The 25,893-nt window shown below is 70.0% G+C and carries 23 protein-coding genes and 1 tRNA gene; 22 read left to right on the forward strand and 2 right to left on the reverse strand.

Going from position 1 to position 25,893, the window contains the following annotated elements; all coding sequences use genetic code 11:
- The first annotated feature begins 24 nt into the window (after positions 1-24).
- Together MKK58_RS10250 and rsgA are read left to right on the forward strand one after the other, a co-directional pair.
- On the forward strand, positions 25-2,760 hold the full coding sequence (locus MKK58_RS10250) for a valine--tRNA ligase (protein WP_243911976.1): 2,736 nt from the start codon (positions 25-27) through the stop codon (positions 2,758-2,760).
- A gap of 7 nt (positions 2,761-2,767) precedes the next feature.
- The gene (rsgA, locus tag MKK58_RS10255) at positions 2,768-3,766 is read left to right on the forward strand and encodes a ribosome small subunit-dependent GTPase A (RefSeq protein WP_243911977.1); all 999 of its coding nucleotides are present in this window, start codon (positions 2,768-2,770) and stop codon (positions 3,764-3,766) included.
- Between the two features lie 8 nt (positions 3,767-3,774).
- Here the strand turns inward: rsgA and purD are convergent, their stop codons facing one another.
- On the reverse strand, positions 3,775-5,058 hold the full coding sequence (gene purD / locus MKK58_RS10260) for a phosphoribosylamine--glycine ligase (RefSeq protein WP_243911978.1): 1,284 nt from the start codon (positions 5,056-5,058) through the stop codon (positions 3,775-3,777).
- Positions 5,059-5,271: 213 nt separating this feature from the next.
- On the opposite strand from purD, the gene MKK58_RS10265 reads away from it, so the two are divergent.
- From MKK58_RS10265 to MKK58_RS10325, 13 genes are all read left to right on the forward strand, one after another.
- A complete protein-coding gene (locus MKK58_RS10265) occupies positions 5,272-5,451 on the forward strand; it encodes a hypothetical protein (RefSeq protein WP_243911979.1) in 180 nt (59 codons plus the stop codon).
- An 81-nt stretch (positions 5,452-5,532) separates the two neighbouring features.
- Positions 5,533-7,254, forward strand: a complete 1,722-nt coding sequence (gene xseA, locus MKK58_RS10270; RefSeq protein ID WP_243911996.1) for an exodeoxyribonuclease VII large subunit — start codon at positions 5,533-5,535, stop codon at positions 7,252-7,254.
- A 253-nt stretch (positions 7,255-7,507) separates the two neighbouring features.
- Positions 7,508-7,735, forward strand: coding sequence for a DUF4170 domain-containing protein (locus MKK58_RS10275; RefSeq protein WP_243911980.1), 228 nt, complete (start codon positions 7,508-7,510; stop codon positions 7,733-7,735).
- Positions 7,736-7,870: 135 nt separating this feature from the next.
- Complete coding sequence (locus MKK58_RS10280) at positions 7,871-8,815, forward strand: ribose-phosphate pyrophosphokinase (RefSeq protein WP_163644149.1); 945 nt, start codon at positions 7,871-7,873, stop codon at positions 8,813-8,815.
- A gap of 232 nt (positions 8,816-9,047) precedes the next feature.
- A complete protein-coding gene (locus MKK58_RS10285; protein WP_243911981.1) occupies positions 9,048-9,755 on the forward strand; it encodes a DUF1013 domain-containing protein in 708 nt (235 codons plus the stop codon).
- A gap of 369 nt (positions 9,756-10,124) precedes the next feature.
- A complete protein-coding gene (locus tag MKK58_RS10290; protein ID WP_243911982.1) occupies positions 10,125-13,295 on the forward strand; it encodes an alkaline phosphatase in 3,171 nt (1,056 codons plus the stop codon).
- Positions 13,296-13,598: 303 nt separating this feature from the next.
- Positions 13,599-15,329 carry a 30S ribosomal protein S1 gene (rpsA, locus tag MKK58_RS10295; RefSeq protein WP_238277157.1) on the forward strand — a complete coding sequence of 577 codons (1,731 nt, stop codon included), beginning with the start codon at positions 13,599-13,601 and terminating at the stop codon, positions 15,327-15,329.
- Positions 15,330-15,688: 359 nt separating this feature from the next.
- On the forward strand, positions 15,689-16,675 hold the full coding sequence (gene sppA, locus MKK58_RS10300) for a signal peptide peptidase SppA (RefSeq protein WP_243911983.1): 987 nt from the start codon (positions 15,689-15,691) through the stop codon (positions 16,673-16,675).
- A 47-nt stretch (positions 16,676-16,722) separates the two neighbouring features.
- On the forward strand, positions 16,723-17,034 hold the full coding sequence (ihfB, locus tag MKK58_RS10305; protein ID WP_238277152.1) for an integration host factor subunit beta: 312 nt from the start codon (positions 16,723-16,725) through the stop codon (positions 17,032-17,034).
- Positions 17,035-17,074: 40 nt separating this feature from the next.
- Complete coding sequence (locus tag MKK58_RS10310; RefSeq protein ID WP_238277150.1) at positions 17,075-17,449, forward strand: LapA family protein; 375 nt, start codon at positions 17,075-17,077, stop codon at positions 17,447-17,449.
- A gap of 28 nt (positions 17,450-17,477) precedes the next feature.
- Positions 17,478-18,119, forward strand: a complete 642-nt coding sequence (locus tag MKK58_RS10315; RefSeq protein ID WP_243911984.1) for a phosphoribosylanthranilate isomerase — start codon at positions 17,478-17,480, stop codon at positions 18,117-18,119.
- A 186-nt stretch (positions 18,120-18,305) separates the two neighbouring features.
- Positions 18,306-19,547, forward strand: a complete 1,242-nt coding sequence (gene trpB, locus MKK58_RS10320) for a tryptophan synthase subunit beta (protein ID WP_243911985.1) — start codon at positions 18,306-18,308, stop codon at positions 19,545-19,547.
- A 111-nt stretch (positions 19,548-19,658) separates the two neighbouring features.
- Positions 19,659-19,735 (forward strand) — tRNA-Met (locus tag MKK58_RS10325).
- Positions 19,736-19,901: 166 nt separating this feature from the next.
- Here the strand turns inward: MKK58_RS10325 and MKK58_RS10330 are convergent.
- On the reverse strand, positions 19,902-20,612 hold the full coding sequence (locus MKK58_RS10330) for a hypothetical protein (protein ID WP_243911986.1): 711 nt from the start codon (positions 20,610-20,612) through the stop codon (positions 19,902-19,904).
- Positions 20,613-20,791: 179 nt separating this feature from the next.
- Between MKK58_RS10330 and MKK58_RS10335 the strand changes: the two genes are divergently transcribed.
- The 7 genes from MKK58_RS10335 to MKK58_RS10365 all read left to right on the forward strand — a co-directional run bounded on the left by MKK58_RS10335 (position 20,792) and on the right by MKK58_RS10365 (position 25,757).
- Positions 20,792-21,523 carry a response regulator gene (locus tag MKK58_RS10335; RefSeq protein ID WP_243911987.1) on the forward strand — a complete coding sequence of 244 codons (732 nt, stop codon included), beginning with the start codon at positions 20,792-20,794 and terminating at the stop codon, positions 21,521-21,523.
- Positions 21,523-22,896 (forward strand): sensor histidine kinase, encoded by a 1,374-nt coding sequence (locus MKK58_RS10340; RefSeq protein WP_243911988.1) that lies wholly within the window; start codon positions 21,523-21,525, stop codon positions 22,894-22,896. The genes MKK58_RS10335 and MKK58_RS10340 overlap by 1 nt, the downstream gene beginning before the upstream one ends.
- Positions 22,897-23,053: 157 nt before the next feature.
- On the forward strand, positions 23,054-23,317 hold the full coding sequence (locus tag MKK58_RS10345) for a GCG_CRPN prefix-to-repeats domain-containing protein (RefSeq protein ID WP_243911997.1): 264 nt from the start codon (positions 23,054-23,056) through the stop codon (positions 23,315-23,317).
- Positions 23,318-23,376: 59 nt separating this feature from the next.
- On the forward strand, positions 23,377-23,700 hold the full coding sequence (locus MKK58_RS10350) for a GCG_CRPN prefix-to-repeats domain-containing protein (protein ID WP_243911989.1): 324 nt from the start codon (positions 23,377-23,379) through the stop codon (positions 23,698-23,700).
- A 46-nt stretch (positions 23,701-23,746) separates the two neighbouring features.
- The gene (locus MKK58_RS10355; protein ID WP_243911990.1) at positions 23,747-24,433 is read left to right on the forward strand and encodes a DsbA family protein; all 687 of its coding nucleotides are present in this window, start codon (positions 23,747-23,749) and stop codon (positions 24,431-24,433) included.
- 99 nt (positions 24,434-24,532) lie between these two features.
- Positions 24,533-24,829, forward strand: a complete 297-nt coding sequence (locus tag MKK58_RS10360; protein WP_243911991.1) for a hypothetical protein — start codon at positions 24,533-24,535, stop codon at positions 24,827-24,829.
- A gap of 94 nt (positions 24,830-24,923) precedes the next feature.
- Entirely contained in the window at positions 24,924-25,757 is an 834-nt protein-coding gene (locus MKK58_RS10365) for a DUF3658 domain-containing protein (protein WP_243911992.1), read from the forward strand.
- Positions 25,758-25,893 lie beyond the last annotated feature (136 nt).

The following is a 25,893-nucleotide window of genomic DNA, read 5'->3' on the forward strand; positions in this document are numbered from 1 at the left end:
CCGACACGTGAACCGACTCCGCCCATGATGGACAAGACCTTCGACCCCGCCGCCGTCGAGGCGCGCGTCAGCGCCGCCTGGGAGTCCGGCGACGCCTTCAAGGCCGGTCGGCCCGAGCGGGCCGGGGCGCGGCCCTTCACCATGGTGATCCCGCCGCCGAACGTCACCGGCAGCCTTCACATGGGGCACGCCCTCAACAACACGCTCCAGGACATCCTCTGCCGCTTCGAGCGCATGCGCGGCCGCGACGTGCTCTGGCAGCCGGGCACCGATCACGCCGGCATCGCCACCCAGATGGTGGTGGAGCGCCGGATGATGGAGGCGCAGGAGCCGGGCCGGCGCGAGATCGGCCGGGAAGCCTTCGTCGAGAAGGTCTGGGCCTGGAAGGCGGAATCGGGCGGCGCCATCGTCAACCAGTTGAAGCGCCTCGGCGCCTCCTGCGACTGGTCGCGGGAGCGCTTCACCATGGGCGTCTCCGGCGCGCCGGACGACCAGATGGTCCGCGCCGTGACGAAGACGTTCGTGGATCTCCACGCGCAGGGCCTGATCTACCGCGACAAGCGCCTCGTGAACTGGGACCCCAAGTTCCAGACCGCGATCTCCGATCTCGAGGTGCTGCAGGTCGAGGTGAAGGGCCATCTCTGGCACTTCGACTACCCGATCGTGGACGCGGACGGGGCCGAGACCGAGGAGGTCATCACCGTCGCGACCACGCGCCCCGAGACCATGCTCGGCGACACCGCGGTGGCGGTCCACCCCGACGATGAGCGCTATACCCACCTCGTGGGCAAGCGCGTGCGCCTGCCGCTGGTCGGGCGCCTGATCCCGATCGTCGCCGACACCTATTCCGACCCGGAGAAGGGCACGGGCGCGGTCAAGATCACGCCCGCCCACGACTTCAACGATTTCGAGGTGGGCCGCCGCGCCGGCTGCACCCCGATCAACATTCTGGATTCGGAAGCCCGCATAAGCCTCGACGGAAACGCGGCTTTCCTTGCCGGCGCCGACCCCGAGCCGGAGGCCCTGGCCCTGCACGGCTTCGACCGGTTCGAGGCGAGGAAGCGCGTCGTCGCCCTGATGGAGGCGCGCGAGCGGCTGCGCCTGACCGAGCCCAACACCCATGCGGTCCCGCACGGCGACCGCTCGAACGTCGTCATCGAGCCCTACCTCACCGACCAGTGGTACGTGAACGTGAAGCCGCTCGCCGAGCGCGCGCTCCAGGCGGTGCGCGACGGGCAAACCCGTTTCGTGCCCGAGAATTACGAGCGGACCTTCTTCCAGTGGCTGGAGAACATCGAACCCTGGTGCATCTCGCGCCAGCTCTGGTGGGGCCACCAGATCCCGGTCTGGTACGACGACCAGGGCGGCATCTACGTCGCGACGAGCGAGGCGGAGGCGCAAGGTCAGGCCGATGCCAAGCGCCGCGCGCCCGTGGCTCTGCGCCGGGACGAGGACGTCCTCGACACCTGGTTCTCCTCCGCCCTGTGGCCGTTCTCGACGCTGGGCTGGCCGGACGAGACTCCGGAACTCGCGCGCTACTACCCGACCGACACCCTCGTGACCGGCAAGGACATCATCTTCTTCTGGGTCGCCCGAATGATGATGCTCGGCCTCCACGTCACCGACCGGGTGCCGTTCTCGACCGTCTACCTGCACACGCTGGTGCGCGACGCGTCGGGCGCCAAGATGTCGAAGTCGAAGGGCAACGTCGTCGATCCCCTCGGGCTCATCGACCAGTACGGGGCCGATGCCCTGCGCTTCACGCTTGCCGCCATGGCGGCACAGGGCCGGGACATCAAGCTCGCGGTGAACCGGGTCGAGGGCTACCGCAACTTCGCGACCAAGCTCTGGAACGCCTCGCGCTTCGCCGAGATGAACGGCTGCGTGCTCCGCGCCGACTACCGGCCGGAAGGCGCCACCGAAACCCTGAACCGCTGGGCGCTCGGCGAGGCCGCGCGGGCCGTGGCCGAGGTCACGGCGGCGCTGGAGGCCTACCGCTTCAACGACGCGGCGGCGGCCGCCTACCGCTTCGTCTGGAACATCTTCTGCGACTGGTACCTCGAACTCGCCAAGCCCGTGCTCCAGGGGGAGGGCGTAGAGGCCGCCGCCAGGGCCGAGACGCAAGGCACAGTCGCCTTCCTGATCGACCAGATCGCCAAGCTGCTGCACCCCTTCATGCCATTCCTCACGGAGGAACTCTGGGCGATCAAGGGCGAGGGTTTTTCGGAGTCGCGCGGTCTACTCGCGCTGGCGTCCTGGCCGGATCTGGCCGCCCTGAACGACGCCGCGTCCGAGGCCGAAATCGGCTGGCTGGTGGATCTGGTCTCCGAGATCCGCTCCGCCCGCTCGGAGACCAGCGTGCCGGCGGCGGCACAGATCCCCCTCGTGGTGGTCGGCGCCGACGCGGACCTGCGGGCCCGCGCGACCCGCTGGGGCGACACGCTGGTCCGGCTGGCGCGGCTCTCCGAGGTCCGCTTCGAGGCGTCCGCCCCGAAGAACTCGGTGCAGCTCCTGGTGCGCGGCTCGGTGGCGGCCCTGCCGCTGGAGGGCATCGTCGATCTCGCGGCGGAGGTCGCACGCCTGAAGAAGGAGGCGGCCAAGGCCAGCGCCGAGATCGCGAAGATCGAGGGCAAGCTCGGCAATGCCGACTTCCTCGCCCGCGCGCCCGACGAAGTGGTGGACGAGCAGCGCGAGCGCCGCGACGGGGAGGCGGCCCGCCTGGAGAAGATCACGGAGGCGCTGGCGCGGCTCGCGGGTTGAGCGGGTCGTGACCGCCGCCCACACGCTGACCGATCTCGGCTGGTCCGCCTTCTTCGCGGACCAGTGCCGGCCCGACGAGGCAGCGCTCCTGCCCCAGCGCATCGCCACCGTGCATCGCGCCCGCATGGGCGCCGTCTCGGAGGCGGGGGCGGTCAAGCTCATGCTGCCGGTCCATACCAACACCGGCGACTACGCGGTCGGCGACTGGGTCCTGGTCGAGGCCGATACACAGATGCTGCGCCGGCGCCTCGATCGCCGCACCGTGCTGGAGCGGCGCCGGGAGGGGAGCACGGCGCCGCAGCTCGCGGCGGCGAATGTCGACGCCCTGTTCATCGTCACCTCCTGCAACGCGGACTTCAACCCGACGCGGCTGGAGCGCTACCTTGCGCTGGCCAACCAAGGCGGGGCGGAGCCCGTGATCGTGCTGACCAAGGCGGATGTAGCCGAGGATGCGGAGCGTTATCGGCGGGAGGCCCTGGCGCTCCAGCGCGACCTGCGGGTCGTCCTCGTGAACCCGCGCGAACCCGAGGCCGCGACGCATCTTCGCCCCTGGTGCGGCCCGGGCCGCACCGTGGCGGTGGTGGGCTCGTCCGGTGTCGGCAAGTCGACGCTGGTCAACACCCTGGCCGGGCCGGACAACGACGCCCCTCAGGCGACGGGCGGCATCCGCGAGCACGACGCGAAGGGCCGCCACACCACCACGAGCCGCTCGCTGCACGCCATCGCGGGGGGCGGCTGGATCATCGACACGCCGGGCATCCGCTCGCTTCAGCTCGGCGACGCGGCGGAAGGCCTCGACACGCTGTTCGCCGAGATCACCGAGCTGGCGCCGGACTGCCGCTTTCGCGACTGCACCCACGCGCACGAGCCCGGATGCGCCGTCCAGGCCGCCGTGGCGGAGGGCCGGCTCGATCCCGAGCGGCTCGCGCGCTGGCGCACGCTCCGGGCGGAGAACCGGGGCAACACCGTCGTCCCCACGGGCCCGCGCGGCAACAAGCGGCGCTGAGGGACGGATCAGATACCGTCGCCGGCGACCTCCCGGGCGACGGCGCGGCGGCCGATGTCCCGGCGGCAGAAGCCCTCCGGCCAGTCGATCCGCGCGATGGCCGCGTAGGCGCGGGCCTGGGCCTCCAGCATGCTCTCGCCCAGCGCCGTGACAGCGAGCACCCGGCCGCCATCGGCCAGGAGCCGCCCACCCTCGGCGCGCGTGCCGGCCTGGAACACCAGAACGTCGGTGCCCGTGTCCGCCGACGCGACGCCCCGGATCTCGGAGCCGCGCATCACGGTGCCGGGGTAACCGGCGGCCGCCATCACCACCGTCAGCGCCGCGCGCCGCGCATCGAATTCCAGGCTGATGCCCGAGACGTCGCCCTCGCAGGCCGCCAGCAGGGCCGGCACGAGGTCGGAGGCGAGGCGGGGCATCAGCACCTGCGCCTCGGGGTCGCCGAAGCGGGTGTTGTACTCGATCAGCTTGGGCCCGTCGGCGGTGAGCATCAGACCGGCATACAGAATGCCGGTGAACGGCGTGCCGCGGGCGCGCATACCGTCGAGGGTGGGGCCGATAATGGTCTCCATCACCTCCCGTTCCAGGGCGGGAGTGAGGATGGTGGCGGGCGAGTAGGCCCCCATGCCGCCGGTGTTGGGGCCGCGATCACCATCGAAGACGCGCTTGTGGTCCTGGGCCGTGCCGACCGGGACCGCGCGGGTCCCGTCGCAGAGGGCGAAGAAGCTCGCTTCCTCGCCGAACAGGCATTCCTCGATGACGATCTCGGCGCCCGGCTCCTCTAAGAGGGCGCGCACCGCCGCCTCGGCCTGGTCGCGGGTCTCGGCTACCACCACGCCCTTGCCGGCCGCCAGCCCGTCAGCCTTCACCACGATGGGCGCGCCCCGCTCGGCGAGGTAGGCGAGGGCCGGCTCGAGGGCCCGGAAGCGCGCGAAGGCGGCGGTGGGGATGCCGACCTCGGCGCAGAGGTCCTTGGTGAACCCCTTCGAGCCCTCGAGCTGCGCGGCGGCCCGGGTGGGCCCGAAGGCGCGGATGCCCGCCGCCTGGAGATCGTCGACGAGGCCCGCCACCAGGGGCGCCTCGGGCCCGACCACCACGAGGCCGATGCGCTCACCCGAGCAGAAGGCACGGATGGCGGCATGGTCCGAGACGTCGAGGTCCGGCCGGTTCTCGCCGAACGCGGCCGTGCCGGGATTGCCCGGCGCCGTGAACAGGCGGGCGCAGAGCGGGCTCTTCGCGATGGCGTAGGCCAGGGCGTGCTCGCGGCCGCCCGAGCCGATCAGAAGGATATTCATGGGGGGTGTGTTCCCCAAAAGTCGTTCCTTGAAAAGGCCGAATCGCGGGCGGGCGTGCGCCTGTGCACGGGAGGCGGTGCGGGTCGATGCGTCGAACGGCGCGGGAAACCGGGGCGGAGAGAAGAATCGTCTCGTATTTTCCCCTGGAACGAACGCAGGTCGACGGCGTTTACGAGTATCATGCCAGGCTGTCGCAAATCCGTTCCGTTTTCGATGGCACCGCTCCCGACGCGGCGTGTGATCCTGTCGCACTACGTGCACAAGGGGCGCCACCCGGTCCGCGCCGCGAACGACAACCGTCGCGTGGACGGCCTGCCGATCTGGCGGATGGCACTGGCGGTGAGCGCCGTCCCGATCGTGTCCGTGCTGGTGATCCTGTCGATCCTGATGTGAGGCAACCGCCCGCCTCGGTGGGATATCTCTACCTGAGGCAGGTCTGGACCTAAGATGGCGCTGGCCGTAGCGTCCGCCGCCATGGCCGTTCCTCCCCCGCCCGCCAAAACCACCGCGTCCGCAAACACCGTCTCGAACGTACCGGAATGGTCCGTGGGCGACCTCGCCTCCGCACTCAAACGGACGCTGGAAGATGCCTTCGGCCATGTCCGCCTGCGCGGCGAGATCTCGGGCTTTCGCGGCCAGCACGGCTCGGGCCATGCCTATTTCTCCCTGAAGGACGGCAACGCGCGCATCGACGCCGTCGTCTGGAAGGGCACCTTCAACCGCCTGCGTCAGCGCCCGCAGGAAGGCCTGGAGGTCGTCGCCACCGGGCGAATCACCACCTTTCCGGGCAAGTCCTCGTACCAGATCGTCATCGAGACCCTGGAGCCGGCCGGCATCGGGGCCTGGATGGCGCTACTGGAGGAGCGCAAGCGCGTGCTGGCCGCCGAAGGTCTGTTCGCCGCCGAGTGCAAGCGGCCGATTCCCTACCTGCCGCGCGTCGTCGGTGTGGTGACCTCGCCCACCGGGGCCGTCATCCGCGACATCCTACATCGCCTGGAGGACCGCTTCGCCCGGCCCGTCCTGGTCTGGCCGGTGCGGGTGCAGGGGGAGGGGGCCGCCGAGGAGATCGCGGCCGCGATCCGGGGCTTCAACGCGCTCACGCCCGGCGGGCCGATCCCGCGCCCGGACGTGCTGATCGTGGCGCGCGGCGGCGGGTCGATCGAGGATCTCTGGGCCTTCAACGAGGAATGCGTGGTACGCGCGGCCTCGGAGTCCGCGATCCCCCTGATCTCCGCGGTGGGCCACGAGACCGACACCACCCTCATCGATTTCGTCTCGGACCGGCGCGCGCCCACGCCCACCGGCGCCGCCGAGATGGCGGTTCCGGTCCGAGCCGACCTCGTGGCCGAACTGGTCGATCTCGGGCGCCGCCAGCGCGAGGCCGTGACTCGGCGCCTCGACCGGGAGCGCAGCGACCTGCGCGCCCTGGTGCGGGCCATGCCGGACGTGGACGCCTTCCTGGCGGGCAAGCGCCAGCGCCTCGACCTCGCAGAGGCGCGCCTCGGCCCGGCCCTCGCCGGCAATGCCCGGGTCTACCGCCTCCGGATGGGGCGCGTCGTCGAGCGCTTCGCCCGGCATCCGCCGACGCTCGCCCTCGCCACCGCGCGGGGGCGCCTGTCGCGCATCGGCGACCGCCCGGAGGCCGCCCTGCGCCACCATGCGGGCCGCAAGGGCGAGGCCCTGGCCTATCTCGGGCGCCGCCTCGTCGTCGCCCGCGACGGCACCCTCGGCCGGGTCCGGGCCGAGCAGGTCCGCAGCCGCGACCGGCTCGGTGCCCTGCAGGCCCGGCTGGCCCAGGCCGGAACCCGTTCGATCGAGCGCCGCGCCGACCGTCTCGCCGGACTGGCGGGGCTGCTCGGCTCCCTCGGCTACCGGGCCGTTCTCGCCCGCGGCTACGCCCTCGTGCGCGACCGCGACGGGACCCCGATCCGTGCCGCCGCCGAGGCCACCCGCCACATGACCCTGGAATTCACCGACGGCACCGTGGCGGTGGGGATGCCGCAAGCGGGCGAGGCCGCTGAGGGCGTGCCGCCCGAGGCGCCGGCCGGGAAGGCATCCCCAAGCGGGAAGGCATCTCCGAGCGGGAAGGCATCTTCAAGAAGGTCGGGCACGCGGAAGGCCACACCGGCCGAGGCATCTCCGGAGACCGCCCCGCCCGGGCCGGCGGCCCGGCAGGGCACCCTGTTCGATCTCTGAAATGCGCGTTGCAGGACGCGACGCTGTCCTGGAGTTTCGCTTCGGCCTCGTGTGCACCCTCGAACCGGTGACCCCGCCGGCGAATGATGCTCGGGAACGGTGGTGCCCAGGCCACGCAGAGCCGCCATGCCGGCGCTCGCGTGCTCGCCGGCACGCGCAGCGGGTTGACGAACCCGGCCCCGTTTGCGACCGCACCGGCGGCACGGCTCATGCCTTCCGGCAGGAAACCGCGACCGGGCGGAGGAGATGCGGGATGACCACGACCATCGACAGCGGGCAGAAGCTTCACCTCGTCTTCGGCGGTGAACTCCAGAATCTCGACGGCGTGCATTTTCGCGACGTGAAGAATCTCGACATCGTCGGCATCTTTCCCGACTACGCCTCGGCGCAGACGGCCTGGAAAGCCAAGGCGCAATCCACGGTGGACAGCGCGCAGACGCGCTACTTCATCGTGCACCTGCACCGGCTCCTGGAGTCGTGATCCGCGCGAACCCGGCAAAGTAACGAAGGTGAAAGCATTGTGACGGCCCCGTTGCGGCTGTTATGGAGCGCCGCAGCGAAGGCCCGCCGTTCCTGAGGGGGCGGGTTTCCAGGATCGCGAGATGAAGACCCCGGCATGAAGTCCTCGATCAAGATCATCGCCGGCAATGCGAGCCGGCCCCTGGCCGAGGCCATCGCGGCCTATCTCGAATTGCCGCTCGCCAAGTGCATGGTCCGGCGCTTCGCCGACATGGAGATCTTCGTAGAGCTCCAGGAGAACGTGCGCGGCGAGGACGTCTTCATCGTCCAGTCGACCTCGTTCCCGGCCAACGATCACCTGATGGAACTGCTCATCATGATCGACGCGGCGCGCCGCTCCTCGGCCCGGCGCATCACCGCGGTGATCCCGTATTTCGGCTACGCCCGGCAGGACCGGCGCACCTCCGGCCGCACGCCGATCTCGGCCAAGCTGGTGGCCAACCTCATCACCGAGGCGGGGGCCGACCGCGTGATGACCCTCGACCTGCATGCCGGCCAGATCCAGGGCTTCTTCGACATTCCCACCGACAACCTCTTCGCCGCCCCCGTGATGGTACGCGACATCAAGGAACGCCTCGACCCGAAGGACTGGATGGTGGTCTCGCCGGATGTCGGCGGCGTGGTCCGGGCGCGGGCCATCGCCAAGCGCATCGACGCGACGCTCGCCATCGTCGACAAGCGCCGCGAGCGCCCCGGCGAATCGGAGGTGATGAACATCATCGGCGAGGTCGAGGGACGCTCCTGCATCCTCGTGGACGACATCGTCGATTCCGGCGGCACCCTGGTGAACGCGGCCGAAGCCCTTTTGAACGCCGGCGCCAAGGACGTCTCCGCCTACATCACGCACGGGGTGCTCTCGGGTGGGGCGGTCTCGCGCATCGCCGCCTCGCGGATGAAGGAGCTGGTCATCACCGACTCGATCCAGCCGACACAGGCCGTCAAGCTCGCCCGCAACATTCGCGTCGCCACCATCGCGCCGCTGCTGGGCGAGGCCATCGGCCGGACCGCGACGGAGTCGAGCGTGTCGAGCCTCTTCACCTGAGGCCTTCGCGGTCCCTTCGCAGCCCCGCCGAGCCCCGACGACGCCGCCCCGGATGCGACCCCGAGCGAAGGGGCGGATCGCAATTGCGCTGACCCCATTGAAACCTGTATAGACGGCGCTTCCCTATTGCAGCGTTGAGACGGGATGCTGCCGGCCAGTCGGGCCGGAGCGAGCGACGCCCTGTCGGCGGCGCCCCGGGACCCGTCCCGCACGAACCTGTTGGAGTCGCCCGATGTCGCAAGGCCCGCTGATGCCGAAGGCCACCGCCGTATGGCTGGTGGAGAATACCTCGCTGGCCTTCGAGCAGATCGCCGATTTCTGCAAGCTGCACCCCCTCGAGGTGAAGGGGATCGCCGACGGCGAAGTCGCCGCCGGCATCAAGGGCCTCGATCCGATCACCACGGGCCAGCTCACCCGCGACGAGATCGAGAAGGCCCAGAAGACCCCGAGCTACAAGCTCAAGGTCGCGGTCTCGAAGGTGAAGCTGCCCGAGGTCAAGCGCACCACCAAGGGTCCGCGCTACACCCCGCTCTCCCGCCGCCAGGACCGGCCGAACGCCATCCTCTGGCTGCTGCGCAACCACCCCGAACTCAAGGACGCGCAGATCATCCGGCTGGTGGGCACCACCAAGTCGACGATCCAGCAGATCCGCGAGCGCACCCACTGGAATTCCGGCTCCCTCCAGCCGATGGACCCGGTGACCCTCGGCCTCTGCACGCAGATCGACCTCGACTTCGAGGTCCAGCGCTCGGCCAAGGATCGCCCGGCCAACCTGGCCGTGGATGGCGGCGCGACCCTGCTGCCCACCGAGGTCTCGACGGCCACCGACTACTCGGAAGCCGACGAGCACCACCGCAGCGCCCGCGACGAGAAGCTCAACGCCGATTCGGTGTTCGCCAAGCTGAAGGGCATGCGCAGCACCGAGGAGGAGGAGGACTGAGACGGCGGATTCGTCGTCGGAACGCCCGCAGCACCTCGTCATCCCGGGTCCGCATAACGGAACCCGGGCTCCGGAAACCCAATGGTGCCCTGTCTTGCACGGTCACGCGTGTGGACTGCACGCCTCCGACGCGCTTCTTCCGAGTCCTGCGTGACGGGCGACGACCCGGTTCGCATCCCCGCAGCCTCGCTGCGGGGTTTTTTCTTGCCGGGACTCGAGAGCTATCGCTCGGCCTCAGCGGCGCAACCAGGCGCCATCACGACGTTCGAACCGCTTTAATCCCTTGATCGGCCAGATTTTTTGGCCGGCGCGCGTCATCCGGCCGTCGCACGAATCTTCGTAGTTCGGCCGAGCACGGGATATCGGCGGATGCGTCCGGCCGGCTCCTGCGGCATGAGGGAGAGCGGCGTCGTCATGGCCAATGCAGGGTCCGTCAAGAACGTCATCGTGATGATCGCCGATGGCGCCGGGTTCAACACCCTGGAAGCCACGCGGCTGTACCTGAAGGGTCTCGCCGACGGCGATCCCAGGGCAGGCGCGGCCGGCAAGGTCCTGATCGCGGACGGCTCGGCCTTCACCGCGACGGCGCAATCGGTCTATCCCCTCGACAACCGCACGACGCCGGTCCCCGGAGAGGCCGGCCTCGCCCAGAACCCCGCGGTGGTCTACGACCCGGCCAAGAACTACGACTTCGCGCGCGCCACCGGGCTCGACCCGAACGGGCAGCCCCGTGCCTTCGCGGGCTACGAATGGAACCGCAACACCTATCCGGATTCGGGCAACACCGCCTCGTCCATCGCCACCGGCGACAAGACCTACAACAACGCCATCGATGTCGACGGCAACGGCGCGGAACTCTTCTCGATCGCGGAACTGGCCAAGCAGCAGGGCAAGCCCACCGGCGTCGTCACCACGGTGCAGTTCAGCGACGCCACCCCCTCGGCCACGGGCGGCGCGCACAACATCGCACGCTCCAACGCCAACCAGATCGCCCAGGAGATGTTCGGCTCCGGCACCCTCGACGTCATCGCCGGCACCGGCAACCCCGACTACGACGACAACGGCCGCCTGCGCACCACCGCCGACTACACCTGGATCGGCGCCGACCTCTGGAACGGCCTGAAGGCCGACACCTATACCTCGCAGGACGGCGCCGGCTGGAACCTGCTCCAGGACCGCGCCGCGATTCAGGCCGCAGGCACCGGCACACCGACGACCGAGCGCCTGGCGATGATCTCGAAGGCCTTCACCAGCAACAACTTCAACCGCGCCGGCGCAGCCGCCGGCAACACCACCGAGATCCCCTTCAGCGTGCCGCGCCTGGAGAGCTCCGCGACCCTGTCGGAGCTGTCGCTGGCCGCGCTCAACAAGCTGAACGCCGACCCGGACGGCCTCTACCTGATGATCGAGGGCGGCGCGGTCGACCGGGCCATGCACGCCAACAACCGCGGCCGGATGATCGAGGAGTACATCGACTTCAACAACGCGGTGAAGACCGTGGTCGACTACGTCAATTCACCGACCAGCAAGGCGACCTTCGAGGACACGCTGCTGATCGTCACCGCCGATCACGACCACCTGTTCTTCGGCCCCGAGGGCGCGACGATTCCCTACCAGCCGGTTCAGCCCGACCGGAACGGGGACGGCGTACCGGAAGGCCTGTTCTTCTCAACCAACCATTCCAATCAGGTCATTCCGCTCTTCGCCGCCGGGGCCGGCTCGGCCCAGCTCGCGCAGCTCGCCGACCAGACCGATTCCTTCACGAACGCCCAGGGCCAGGTCGTCGGCAGCGGGCGCGCCTTCACCGACGAGGCCGAGCTCGGCGACTACCTGCTCGCCGAGACCCGCCTCGGCGCGACGGCGATCACCACCGGCAACGACAACCTGATCGGATCGGATGTCGGCGAAACCCTCGACGGGCTCGCCGGCAACGACGTGATCGATGGGCGGGGCGGCAACGACACGCTGATCGGCGGCCTCGGCAACGACGTGCTCCGCGGCGGCGCCGGCGACGACATCCTCACGGGCGGCGCCGGAAACGACACGGCCCTGATCAACGTCAGCACCGATGGTGCCGACCGCATCGACCTCGGCGACGGAAACGACCGCGTCGACGTCTCGGCCGCGGCCAGCGGGCAGGTGCGCCTGACGTTCACCTCGGCGGAGGTCGGCAACGGGAGTGCCGGCGATGGACGGACCGGCGCCAACCAGGATGGCGGTCTCGCCGTGCGGCTCCAGGCCGAGGGCGCCGGCGACGCCCCGACCGGCGCCGTCTCCCGCGTCGACGACGAGGGCATCACCTTCGTGGCGACCACCGACGGACTCACCTTCGATGTGCGCGACCTCGTCGCCGGGACGCAGCGCGGCGACGCCTTCCGGGTCGTCGCGCTCGGCACCTCCGGCAACGACACCCTGGCGCCGCTGGCCGATCGGGTCGCTCAGAGCCATTACATCAATGCCGGCCAGGGCAACGATCTGGTGACGGGCGGCAGCGCTGCCGACTTCCTCGTGGGCGGCGCCGGCAACGACGTCCTCAACGGGGCGGCCGGCAACGACAGCTTCATCGGCGGCGCGGGCAACGACCGCATCAACGGCGGCGACGGGACGGATCGGGCCATCTTCACCTACGCCCTCGGCTCCACCGCGCTGGGGCGGGATCCGAGCGGGTTCCTGACGCTGACCGGCACCGACGGCACCGACACCGTGACGGGAATCGAGCAGTTCCAGTTCAGCGACCGCACGGTGGACGTGGCGGACGGCAATCCGCTGGTCGACGACCTGTTCTACCTGATCCGCAACCCCGACGTGGCCGCATCCGGACAGGACGCGGATGCCCATTACGCCGCTTATGGCGCGAACGATGGCCGCGATCCGAACGCCTTCTTCTCCACCAAGGGCTATCTCGGGCTCAACGGGGACGTCGTGAAGTCCGCCGCGGATGCGCTGGGCCAATACAAGACCTCCGGCTTCAAGGAAGGCCGCGATCCGGGCGCGCACTTCGACAACGAGTTCTATCTCGCCCGGAACCCCGACGTGGCGGCGGCCGGGCTCAATCCCCTGCAGCACTACCTCGAATACGGGCAGTCCGAAGGTCGGGCCATCTACGACGCGGTCGGCAGGAGCGCGGACATCAAGGCAGGCTTCGACGCCGCGTTCTACCTTCTCACCAACGACGACGTGCTGCGCGCGGCCCAGGCCTCGGGCACCACCGACACCTTCGCCTTCGCCCAGCGCCACTTCGACACCTATGGCTGGAAGGAAGGCCGTGACCCGAACGCCATCTTCGACACCGCGGGCTACCTGAAGGCGTACGGGGACGTCGCCGCCGCCGGCATCAACCCGCTGAGCCACTACGACACCTACGGCTGGAAGGAGGGTCGCGACCCGGCGACCGACTTCGACACCTCGACCTACCTCCAGGTCAACGGCGACGTGGCGCAGGCGAACATGAACCCGCTGCAGCACTACCTCCAGTACGGCCTCGTCGAGAACCGTGCCGTCCTCAACGACGGAACCTTCGGCGCCGGCCTGATCGGCTGACCCGCGCGGGGTCCCGGGAGGGGCGCCCGACATCCGCGTCACCGGAACGGACCTGTTGCCCGGGACCCGCCAATCCGCTACAGGAATGGCGCTCTTCGACTGAAAGTGACGAGGCTCGGCCGGTGTGCCGGGCCTCGCACCCGTTGGAGAACCGCTCTCGGCCATCGCTTGAGATTGCGTCGGCCCTCCTTGATTCGGGAGGTTGAGCCCATGGGGTCGCAGACCCCGGGCGGCGACGTCGAGGGTGCCCCGTCACACGAGCCGCCGATGCTGGCCTCCCGATGAGGCCTGTCAGGAGACAGAATGACCGCTGGTAACGCCCTGCAGCGTAGCCCGAGCCGCGACGATTTCGCGGCCCTGCTTGAGGAGTCCTTCCTCCAGCACGAAATCACCGAAGGGTCCGTCGTCAAGGGTCGCGTCGTCGCGATCGAGAAGGACGTGGCCGTCATCGACATCGGCGCCAAGACGGAAGGCCGTGTCGCCCTCAAGGAATTCAACGGCCCCGGCCGCGAAGGCGAACTCGCCGTCGGCGACGAGGTCGAGGTCTATGTCGACCGCATCGAGAATGCGCTCGGCGAGGCCGTGATCTCGCGCGACAAGGCGCGCCGCGAGGAGAGCTGGGTCAAGCTCGAGAAGGCCTTCGAGGCCAACGAGCGCGTCACCGGCGCGATCTTCAACCAGGTCAAGGGCGGCTACACCGTCGACCTCGACGGCGCCGTGGCGTTCCTGCCGCGCTCCCAGGTCGACATCCGCCCCGTGCGCGACGTCACCCCGCTGCTGGGCACCCCCCAGCCCTTCCAGATCCTCAAGATGGATCGCCGCCGCGGCAACATCGTCGTGTCGCGCCGCACCGTCCTCGAGGAGAGCCGCGCCGAGCAGCGCTCCGAGCTCGTGGCCAACCTCGAAGAAGGTCAGGTCATCGACGGCGTCGTCAAGAACATCACCGAATACGGTGCGTTCGTGGATCTGGGCGGCATCGACGGCCTGCTTCACGTCACCGACATGGCCTGGCGTCGCGTGAACCATCCGTCCGAGGTCGTGACCATCGGCCAGACGGTCAAGGTCAAGATCATCAAGATCAACCACGAGACCCACCGTATCTCGCTCGGCATCAAGCAGCTGCTGGCCGATCCGTGGGAGGGCATCGCCCAGCGCTACCCGGTCGACGCCAAGCTCAAGGGCCGCGTCACCAACATCACCGATTACGGCGCCTTCGTGGAGCTGGAGCCGGGGATCGAGGGCCTGATCCACGTCTCCGAGATGTCCTGGACGAAGAAGAACGTCCACCCGGGCAAGATCGTCTCCACCTCGCAGGAAGTGGAAGTGCAGATCCTCGAGGTCGATCCGGTCAAGCGCCGCATCTCGCTCGGCCTCAAGCAGACCCTCCAGAACCCCTGGGAGGCCTTCGCCCAGCAGCATCCGGTGGGCTCCGAGGTCGAGGGCGAGGTCAAGAACAAGACCGAGTTCGGCCTGTTCATCGGTCTCGACGGCGATGTCGACGGCATGGTCCACCTGTCGGATCTCGACTGGAACCGTCCCGGCGAGCAGGTCATCGAGGAGTTCAAGAAGGGCGACATGCTGCGCGCCCAGGTTCTCGACGTCGATGTCGAGAAGGAGCGCATCTCGCTCGGCGTGAAGCAGCTCGGCGGTGACCCCTTCACGGAAGCGGGTGACCTCAAGAAGGGTCAGATCGTGACCTGCGAAGTGGTGGACGTGAAGGATTCGGGCGTCGACGTGAAGATCGTCGACACCGACCTGACGACCTTCATCCGCCGGGCCGAGCTCGCCCGCGACCGTGGCGACCAGCGCCCCGAGCGCTTCGCCGCCGGCGAGAAGTTCGACGCCCGCGTGATCCAGTTCGACCGCAAGGCGCGCCGGGTCCAGCTCTCGATCAAGGCCCTGGAAATGGCCGAGGAGAAGGAGGCGATGGCCCAGTTCGGTTCGACCGATTCGGGCGCCTCGCTCGGCGAGATCCTGGGCGCGGCCTTCAAGAAGGCCCGCACCAGCGACGACAAGGACGAGTCCCAGGACTGATCGTCCCGCCCCCCGGTCCTTCGGGACCGGGGACTGACGTCTCGTGAGAGCCCGCGCCGGACCTGTTCCGGCGCGGGCTTTTTCGTACCCGCATTTCCTCCACATGCTACGCCGAGACCGGCGGGGAGGGGGCTTGCTCCCCCCTTGCCGGTCGCCGCAATGCGGCGCTAGAACACGATCCCTGACAGTGACCGGCCCTGCGTTTCCCCAAAGGACGCGAGATGCGCCAAAGGCTTGGTGCAAATCGGCCGGGAGTGTGGGACAAGGTTCGCCCGCCGCCGTCATCGGGTGGGTGCCGGACCGCCAGTCCGGACAGAATCAGCCGGCAGAGCCGGCGCGCGAGGGAGCGTAACCAGCGCATGGCCGCGGATGCCGAACTTCTGATCGATCGCCGGCGTCTGCGCCGCAAGCTCTCCCTCTGGCGGGTCCTGGGCATCGGCGGCCTCGTGGTGGCCGTGGGCGCGGTCGGCCTGCGGGTTCGCAGCGGCGGCGAGGCCCTGACCCTCGGAAGCGTGCGCCCGCAGATCGCCCGGATCTCGGTGGGCGGCTTCATCGCCGGCAGCGAATCCACCACCAAGCTGATCGAGCGGGTCCGCGACGCGGATTCCGTGCGCGGGGTCGTCGTCTCGATCTCGTCGCCCGGCGGCACCACCACGGGCTCCGAAGAGCTCTACCGCAACCTGCGCGCGCTCGCCGAGAAGAAGCCCATGGTGGCCTTCGTCGACGGCACCGCCGCGTCCGGCGCCTACATCGCGGCGATCGCCGCCGACCACATCGTGGCGCGCGAGACCGCGCTCGTCGGTTCGATCGGCGTCCTGTTCCAGTATCCGGACCTGTCGGGCCTCCTCGACAAGGTCGGGGTCAAGGTCGAGTCCGTGAAGTCGGCGCCCCTCAAGGCCGAGCCGTCGGGCTTCACGCCCACCTCGCCCGAGGCACGCGCCGCCCTGGCGGCCGTCGTCGGCGATACCTACGCCTGGTTCAAGGGCCTCGTGGCCGACCGGCGCAAGATGTCCGACAAGGAACTCGCCACGGTCTCCGACGGGCGTGTGTTCAGCGGGCGCCAGAGCGTGCCCCTGAAGCTCGTGGACGGCCTCGGCGGCGAGCGGCAGGCCATCGCCTGGCTCGAGACGGAGCGCGGCGTGGCCAAGGACCTGCCGGTACTGGACTGGAAGCCCACGGCCAAGAGCGACTTTCGCCTGTGGTCGGCCCTCGGGCTCGGGGCCGATCTCGTCGGCCTCGAAGGTCTGGCCACCCGCCTGCGCCAGGTCGGTGACGAGACGGCGAGCCTCACCCAGGGCGGGCTCCTCGTGCTCTGGCGCCCCGGCCCGGCGGAAGCCACCCGCTGAGGGCGCCGGCCCAACACCCTCGTGCATGACTTCGTGAAGGCCGCCGCATGATCAAGTCGGAGCTCGTGCTCAAGATCGCCGAGCAGAACCCGCACCTCTACCAGCGCGATGTCGAGACGCTCGTGAACGCGATCCTCGACACCATCGCGGATGCCCTCGCCCGGGGCGACCGGGTCGAGCTGCGCGGCTTCGGTGCTTTCTCGGTCAAGCGCCGTGACGCGCGACGCGGGCGCAACCCGCGCACGGGTGCGGCCGTTGCCGTTTCCGAGAAGGCCATCCCCGTGTTCAAGACGGGCAAGGAGATGCGCCTGCGCCTCAACGAGGCGGGCATCGGCGACGCGGGTGCCTCTGCGTCCTGATCGGCCGCCGCCTCGTTCCCTACCTTCGGAGTTCCACGCGATGATCCGCTTCCTCAAAGGTTTGGTGCTGCTTCCCGTGGCGATCCTCGTGGTCGCCTTCGCGGTGGCCAACCGCGACGCGGTGCGGGTGTCGTTCGATCCCCTCTCGCCCGACATGCCGGTCTTCAGCGCGACGCTGCCGCTCTACCTCCTGATGTTCATCGCGGTGGCGTTGGGGGTGCTGCTGGGCGGCTGTGGCGCCTGGCTCGGTCAGGCGAGCACCCGCCGCACCAGCGCCGAGCGCCGCCGCGAGATCCGCCGCCTGGAGGGCGAGACCGCCCGCCTGAAGACCTACGCCCCGCCGCCGGCCAATGAGGGCCCGAACGGCATCTACCGCAACGCCTCCGACCGCGTCGCCCTCCCGGCGCCGCGCTGAAGGCGACTGCCCGAAGCCCCGCCGCCGCATGTCCGCCATCGCGATCAAGATCTGCGGGCTCAGCACGCCGGCGACCCTCGACGCCGCCCTGGCGGCCGGCGCCGACCTCGTCGGCTTCGTGCATTTCCCGAAGAGCCCCCGTCACGTCGGGCTGGAGGCCGGCCGCGCCCTGTCGGCACAGGCGCGGGGCCGGGCCGATCGGGTGCTGCTCCTCGTCGACCCGGACGATGCCCTGGTGGCCGCCGCCGTCGCGGCCCTGGACCCCGAATGGATCCAGCTCCACGGCCGCGAGACGCCCGAGCGCGTCGCGGCGATCCGCACGGCCACCGGCCGCCGGGTGATGAAGGCCATCGGCATCGCCACCGCGGCGGACCTCGCCTCCGTGGCCGCCCATGCGGGTGTGGCCGACCGCATCCTCCTCGATGCCAAGGCGCCACCGGAGGCGGCCCTGCCCGGCGGCAACGGCCACAGCTTCGACTGGGACCTCCTCGATGGCGCCCGTCTCCCGGCGGATTACATGCTCTCGGGCGGCCTCACCCCCGATACCGTCGCGGCGGCGCTGGCCCGCACCGGCGCCCGGGCGGTCGACGTCTCCTCGGGCGTCGAAGACCGGCCGGGCGAGAAGTCGCCGGAGCGGATCGCGGCCTTCATCGCCGCCGCGCGCGGCTGACGGGCCGGGCGTCCGCGCCGCCAACCCCTTGCTTTCGGCCCGGAAAGCGCCCTGAATCCGCGATCCGGCGCGTTGGCCGCATTGTCGCCGCACCCCACGCGGGTCTAGGCGTGTCGCCAAACGCGAAATCCGATTCCCGCGTGCGCATCGTCCAACCGTGCACACCCGATTCCGAGGACCAAGCCCGTGACCATCGCTCCCCCTCCGAACTCGTTCCGCAACGGCCCGGACGAGCGCGGCCGCTTCGGCATCTTCGGTGGCCGCTTCGTGGCCGAGACGCTGATGCCGCTGATCCTCGACCTTGAGGCGGCCTACACCGCCGCCAAGGCCGATCCGGCCTTCCAGGCGGAGATGAACAGCCACCTGACCCACTATGTGGGCCGGCCGAGCCCGCTCTACTACGCCGAGCGCATGACGGAGCACCTGCGCGCGCTGGCCGCCCCCGGCCACGGCGCGAAGATCTACTTCAAGCGCGATGAGCTGAACCATACCGGCTCGCACAAGGTGAACAACGTGCTCGGCCAGATCATGCTGGCCCGCCGCATGGGCAAGCCCCGCATCATCGCCGAGACCGGCGCCGGCCAGCACGGCGTCGCCACCGCCACCCTCTGCGCCCGCTTCGGCCTGAAATGCGTGGTCTACATGGGCGCCGTCGACGTGGCGCGCCAGGCGCCCAACGTGTTCCGCATGAAGATGCTGGGCGCCGAGGTGGTGCCGGTGCAGTCCGGGACCAGGACCCTCAAGGACGCGATGAACGAGGCCCTGCGCGACTGGGTCACCAACGTCGCCGACACCTTCTACTGCATCGGGACGGTGGCGGGCCCGCATCCCTACCCGGCGATGGTGCGCGACTTCCAGTCGATCATCGGCCGCGAGGCGAAGCAGCAGATGCTGGAGATGGAGGGCCGACTGCCGGATTCCCTCGTCGCCTGCATCGGCGGCGGCTCCAACGCCATGGGCCTGTTCCATCCCTTCCTCGACGATCCCGAGGTCGCGATGTACGGCGTCGAGGCGGCGGGCCACGGCATTTCCAGCGGCCTGCACGCGGCCTCTCTGTCGGGCGGCAAGCCCGGCGTGCTGCACGGCAACCGCACCTACCTGCTGCAGGACGCCGACGGCCAGATCGCGGACGCGCACTCGATCTCGGCCGGCCTCGACTATCCGGGCATCGGTCCCGAGCACGCCTGGCTGCACGAGGCCGGCCGCGTCACCTATCTCTCGGCGACCGATCAGGAGGCCCTCGACGCCTTCAAGCTGTGCTCGATGCTGGAGGGCATCATCCCGGCCCTGGAGCCGGCCCACGCCCTTGCCAAGGTACGGGAACTGGCACCGCAGAAGCCGCAGGATCACCTCCTCGTCGTCAATCTCTGCGGTCGCGGCGACAAGGACATCCCACAGGTCGCCGAGATCCTCGGCACCCAGCTCTGAGACCGGGACGGGACGCGCCATTTTCTGAGGCGCGACCCCGTTGACACCTCACGGCGGGTTTCCCTATACCGCCGATCTCATCGCGGCGCCGCTCTCCGGCGGCCGCGATCTGGCGGGGTAGCTCAGCTGGTTAGAGCAGAGGAATCATAATCCTTGTGTCGGGGGTTCAAATCCCTCCCTCGCTACCAATATTTCCAATGACTTAGACGCGAAGCCCTGGCCTGGACGCCGGGGCTTTTTCGTTCCGGGGCGGATCTGGGGCGGGACCTCGGGTTTCCTTCGAAGCCCAGGCGCCGGCTCGGCCTGCCGCGAGCACGGCGGCGGTGCCGAGCACCAGCGACCGTCGGTCGATGATCATGGCCGCGCCGGCCCGGAGGTTTGCATGGCCTCGAACGCGGCGGCTCGCGGGCTGCCGAACAGTCGGTTCAGGTACCCGAAATAGACCGGCTGCTTCCGCCGGAGCTCCTCGCGGGTGAAGGGCTCGCGCGCCAGCCTTCCGTGCAGGTAGACGCTGGCGGTCATCGCGAAGAACTCGCCGGGATTCTTCAGGAGATAGGCGTCGGCCGGGTAGAATCCGCCCTCCCTGGCCCGCTCGTAGAAGGCCAGGATGTCCGGGTTCCGCTTGCCGCTGGGCAGCATCCGGACGTGGTAGACGTGCATGTACTCGTGCAGCAGGATCGGACAGTCGTCGCCCGGGTCCGCGACCGCGATGGTGACGCTGTCGCCGCCGCTGTAGTGGCTGCCCGCGCTCGCGCCGGTCTGCACCACCACGGGAAAGCGTCGCAGGAAAGCCTTGGTGGAAGCGTCGAGGACGGTGGCCTCGACGAGGTCGACCTGATGCTCGGCCGCCCGCCGCAATTTTGCGAGCTCGGCGTTCGGGACATCCCGGGCCATCTCGATCCGGTAGCCGCGATAGGTCGCGCTCCCGTCACCGGATCGAGACGTGGCGGCCGCGACCGCTTGCGGGGCGGCGTCGACCGTCCCGCCGTGGACGGCCATCGTCCCCGCCACGGCGAGCGCGGCCACGACGTGCCAGAGCGGGGATGCCAGTTGGGCTGGGGCCATGGGTCCGGTGCCTCTGTTCGTCGGTTCGCCGGGACCCGCCCGGGGGCCTGCGCTGCGATGCCGACGACCGTCGCGTCCAGACCGTTCCCGAATGTGACGGGATGCGCGCGGCATGTAACGTTTTGTGACAGCGGGCGCTTTCGCGTTGCGGCCCGGTCACCGCGGCCTATCCTGACGTCATGTGCGACAGCGTCACCATCGCCATCGTCGAGGACGACGACGACATCCGTACCCAGCTCACCGGCTATCTGGAGGGCGAGGGGTTCCGCGTGGTCGGCCTCGACGGAGGCGCGGGACTCGACCGGCTTCTCGCAACTGGACCCGCCCCGGACCTGATCGTGCTCGACTGGATGCTGCCGGGCGAGGACGGGCTGTCGATCTGCCGGCGGCTGCGCGAGGAGGGCGGTCCCCCCATCGTGATGCTGACCGCGAAGGACGAGGACATCGACCGGGTGCTCGGCCTGGAGATGGGGGCCGACGACTACGTCTCGAAGCCCTTCAATCCCCGCGTCCTGCTCGCCCGCATCCGCGCGGTCCTGCGCCGTGCGCAGGGGAACGGTGCCCATCCGGCCAATGGCGAGCCGGAAACGCTCGCCGTGGCAGACCTCGTCGTCGACCTCGCCGCGCGGCGGGTCACGGTCGGAGACCCGAGGACGGACATCCCGCTGACCAGCGCCGAGTACGACCTGCTGCACTGCTTCGTCACCCGGCCGCAGCGGGTGCTCTCGCGCGACCAGCTCCTCGACTGGACGCGCGGCCGCACGGCGGACGCCTTCGACCGGACCATCGACGTGCAGGTGAGCCGGTTGCGGCACAAGCTCGACGCCGCGGGCAGCGAGGCGGCCGCGCTTCTCAAGACCGTCCGCAATGCCGGCTACATCCTCGCCGCACCGGTGAGGCAGGCTCCGTGATGGCCCGCGTCGGCCTGCTCGGGCGGATCATGCTGCTCCTGCTCGGGGCGCTCTCCCTGCTCGTCCTCGCCACCGTCGCCGTGGACACGTGGCAGCGTCGGCAGGAGCGCTCCCCCTACGGCACGCGCTTTCCGCGCGTCGACCAGGCCGCGAACATCGTGATCCTGCTGCGGGATGCGGATCCTGCCCTGAGACCGGCCATCCTGAAGGCCGTGAGCGGCGAGGCCCTCAGGGCCGAGATCACCGACGTGCCGCCCGACGATCACGACCGGATCCCCGAACCGCGTCTCGAACGACGCCTGCGCCGGATGACGGGCGATCCGGATGGGCCGCTGCGGGCATTCACCGACACCGCGATGCTGCACCGGGGCGTCGATCCCGCCGAGGTCAACGACAGGGATCGCGACGGGCCCATCGGTCGCCTCGCGACGGCGACCTATCGACTGCCGGACGGCCGGACCCTGGTGATCTCGGCCGTCGAGAAGCACCGGTCGATCATGCCGTGGCTGCTCGGCCAGCCGCTGAGCCTGTGGGTGGCCGTCCTCGGTGCGGCGGTGGCCGGGCTCGTCCTCGTCGGCGCACGCCACGAGCTCGCCCCCCTGCGACGCCTCACCGAGGCGGTCACCCGATTCGACGGTCGTGCCCACCAGCCGGTGGCGACGCCCCAGGGCGCCCCGGAGATCCGCGGGCTTTCGCGGGCGGTCCGGGACATGCAGGAGCGGATCGTCGGGCTCCTCGGGGAACGCTCGATGCTGATCGGCGCGATCTCGCACGACCTCAAGACCTACCTGACCCGCCTGCGGCTGCGGGCGGAAGGCGTGACGGAACCGGAGCGACGAAACAGGCTGATCGAGGATCTCGATGCGATGACCGCGCTGATCGAGACCTCCCTGGGCTTCGCCCGGGGCACGGCCGTCGAGGTGGGACGGACGGCGGTCGACCTCGCCGACCTCGTCGCCGTCGAGGTGGCCGAACACGCCGCGCAAGGCATCGACGTCCGCCTGATCGGCGAGGACGTGCAGGATGTCGTCGCCGCCGGGGATGCGGTCGCCCTGCGCCGGGTCGTCGCCAACCTGATCGGGAACGCCGTCAAGTTCGGCCGCTCCACGGTGGCCGTCTCCGTGAGCCGGACCGGCGCGCTGTGCCGGGTCACGGTGGAGGACGACGGCCCGGGCATTCCGGAATCCGAGCGGACGGCCGTGTTCAGCCCGTTCTACCGGAGCGAACGGTCCCGCAACCGCCGGACCGGCGGCACCGGTCTCGGCCTCGCCATCGCCCGCCAGATCGCGGAGGCGCATGGCGGCACCGTCGTGGCCGAGTCGTCACCGCTCGGCGGCGCACGCCTCGTCGCGACCCTGCCGGCCATCGCCTGACGACCGGCCTGGCCCGCAGGGCGGCCCGTTACAAAACGTTACGTCGACGCATCGGTCGGTCACATCCGGGAAGGAGGCCGGGACGATCTTGGCCCTCATCGGTCGCGGCGCCGGCTCAGGCATCGCGGCACGCCTGAGGACAGAGAAGGATTCGATGATGTTGAAGATGCTCGCCCCCGTCGCGCTCATGGCCGGCCTGGCATTCCCGGCCTCGGCGTCGTCCCTGATCCAGGACGCCGTGTCCGACGGATCGGACGGCGCGCGGATCATCCAGGTCTACGGCGGATGCGGTCCCTACGGCCATCGCGGGCCCTACGGCGGCTGCCGGACCGGCGGTCAGTGGGGTGGCTACGCCCGCGGCCGCTCGTGCCCTGCGGGCTTCCACATCGGCCCCTACGGCCGCCGCTGCTGGCCGAACTGAGCCTTCCCCCGTCCCGAAACCTGCGTCCGGTCGCGTGCCGGACGACCATGGAGGCGTACGTGATCCGCAAGATCATCCTACCGCTCGCCCTCGCCGCGGGGCTTCTCACGGCCGGCTCGGCCGCCGAGGCCCGTGACGGCTGCGGCCTCGGGTTCCACCGCGGGTTCTACGGCTGGTGCCGACCGAACCTCGGCTACCGTCCCTACGCCTACGGCCCCGTGTACCGTCACTTCGGCTATCGCCGCTGGGGCGGTTCCCGCTGGCATTACGGCTACCATTACGCATGGCACCGCCGTTTCGCCTGGCATCGCCGTTTCGCCTGGCACGGCGGCGGGCATCGCTGGGGCGGCTTCCGGCATCCGGGCTGGCATCATCGCTGGTGATGCGTCCCGTGCCTTGCCAGCCCAACCGCTTCGCCGGAGACCTCGCATGACCCCGGTGGTCAGGACGGCATCGACGCGACTCAGCCGCCGCAGCGTGATCACGGGATCGGTCCTCGGTCTGTCGGCCCTCGGCCTCGCCGCGATGGCGCTGAGAGGCCCTCGCGATCCGACGGTCGTCCATGTCGGGGACCCGGCGCTGGCCGGCCCGCTCGGCGATGTCTGGTTGGGATCGCCCCAGGCGAAGGTGACGCTCGTCGAGTACGCCGCGCTGACCTGCCCGCATTGCGCGGCGTTCCATGACGGGACCTGGCCGGCCATCAGGGCGCGCTGGGTCGATGCCGGACAGGTGCGGTTCGCGTTGCGCGGATACCCGTTGAGCCCTCTCGACACGGCCGGCTTCATGCTGGCCCGGGCGGACGGCGACAGGCATTACTACGCTCTCACCGATCTCCTGTTCGCGCGGCAGCGGTCCTGGGCGTTCGTGGAGAAGCCTCTGGATGCCCTGCGCGACGTGGTGCAGCAGGCGGGGATCAGCCGGGATCGGTTCGATGCCATCCTGCGCGACCAGTCCCTCTACGACGGCGTGCAGCGCGTCTCCGCGCAGGCGACCTCCGCCCTGGGCGTCCACAGTACGCCGACGCTGTTCGTGGACGACGACCGACACGAGGGAGCGCTGACGGCGGATGCGCTCGGCGAGATCATCGAACGGGCCCTGGCACGGAGCCCGGGCTGAACCTTTCGGTCCCTGATGCCGGTCGCTGCAGGGCCGGCACGGCGAACGCCTTCGAAGATAGGGAGGGGCCGGGGCGAGCGGTCGAGGAGGGAGGAATTCATGAACAGGTTCGGGTTGGCCCTATCCTCGCTGATTTTGGTCGCCATATCGGTCGACCCTTCGTCCGGGCAGCCCGCGCCGGACCGAGGGGCCGTCGCATGCCGTGACGAGATCGGTCCGGTCGCCGCCAAGCGTCTGGCCGCTCAGTGCCGGGATGCGTCGCCCGCGACGCATCCGCCGTGCAACGCGGTAAACCCCTGCGCCATGATGCGCGACGAGATCGAGCGCAGTTGCCGGATGTTCCAGGCGTCCAGTCCGCTGCCGGTGGACCTCTGTGCCGCGGGTCGCGGGCCGTGAGCCGCGTCGATACCCTGCGACCGAAGCCATCGCCGACAGGCCGGGCAGCCGGACCCTGCCGGTCGTCGAGCCCGAACCGGAATGGGAGACCGGCATGACCGTGTCCGTCGAGGTGGTCCATGCGGCCTGGGGGGTCAGCAGGGCGGAGAGCGTCCGCGACGCCCTCCGTTTGCAGGGCTGCACGGATCGGGTGGTTGCGCTCACCCACGACCTGAGCGTCGGCCCCATCGACGCGCTCGATCCGGCCGTGCGCAGGGCCTGGTTCGCGGCCAACCTGCGATCGGACGAAGAGCCCTGCGTGGAGCCGGCCGATTCGGAGGCGCCCTGGGTGGAGGCGACGGCCGTCGGCGTCCATCCGGTCCATTGGGTTTGCCTCAGCGACGCCGCGGAGCACGCCTGCTTCCTGGAGTTCGTCTTCCGCATGGCCGGCCGCCCCTTCGACGTCGTCGACGCGACCGGGCTCGACGTCCCGGGTGCGGGCCGCGTCTCGCCGATCCGGTCGCTGGGCCAGTTGCGGCCCGCGGAGATCGTGGCGGCTGGCCTCGCCGAGAAGCGGCGTCCGTACTCTCGGGCGGAGAGCGACGCTGCCGTGGCCGCCTGGACGCGGTTGCGGCGGGAGAACGCACCGCTGCGCGTCTTGCGCGACGGACGCCTGGTCTCGGCGCCATTGACCCATTTCGACGCCCTTCTGGCCGGGCAGGCATCGGGGGAACGGGAACCGCTCGTCAAGCTGGTCGCCCGCGTCCTTCACCCAGTCAACGCCGGGCCGGAACAGCCGGGACAGGGCTGCCGCTACGAACTCCTGTTCGCCCGCATCCTCGCCCTTGGGGAGGCCGGCGTGCTGGAGGTCACAGGGCTCGGGCCGGGCATGCGGGACTACGAGGTTTGCGGCCCTGCGGCTCGTCGGTCGGCCCGGTGCGCCAACTAGGAGCTTGTCCGAGTAAGGGGATTGAAGCCGAGGTTGGAGGGGCGAGACCAGAGCCGGTGAGGGCGGATCGGCGGCCTCATCGGCCGGCCTGTGCCAGTTTCAGGAGGTTGTGGGCCGTGCAGATCATCGCCCATTC

Source organism: Methylobacterium sp. J-078, assembly GCF_022829285.1.
GTDB lineage: Bacteria > Pseudomonadota > Alphaproteobacteria > Rhizobiales > Beijerinckiaceae > Methylobacterium.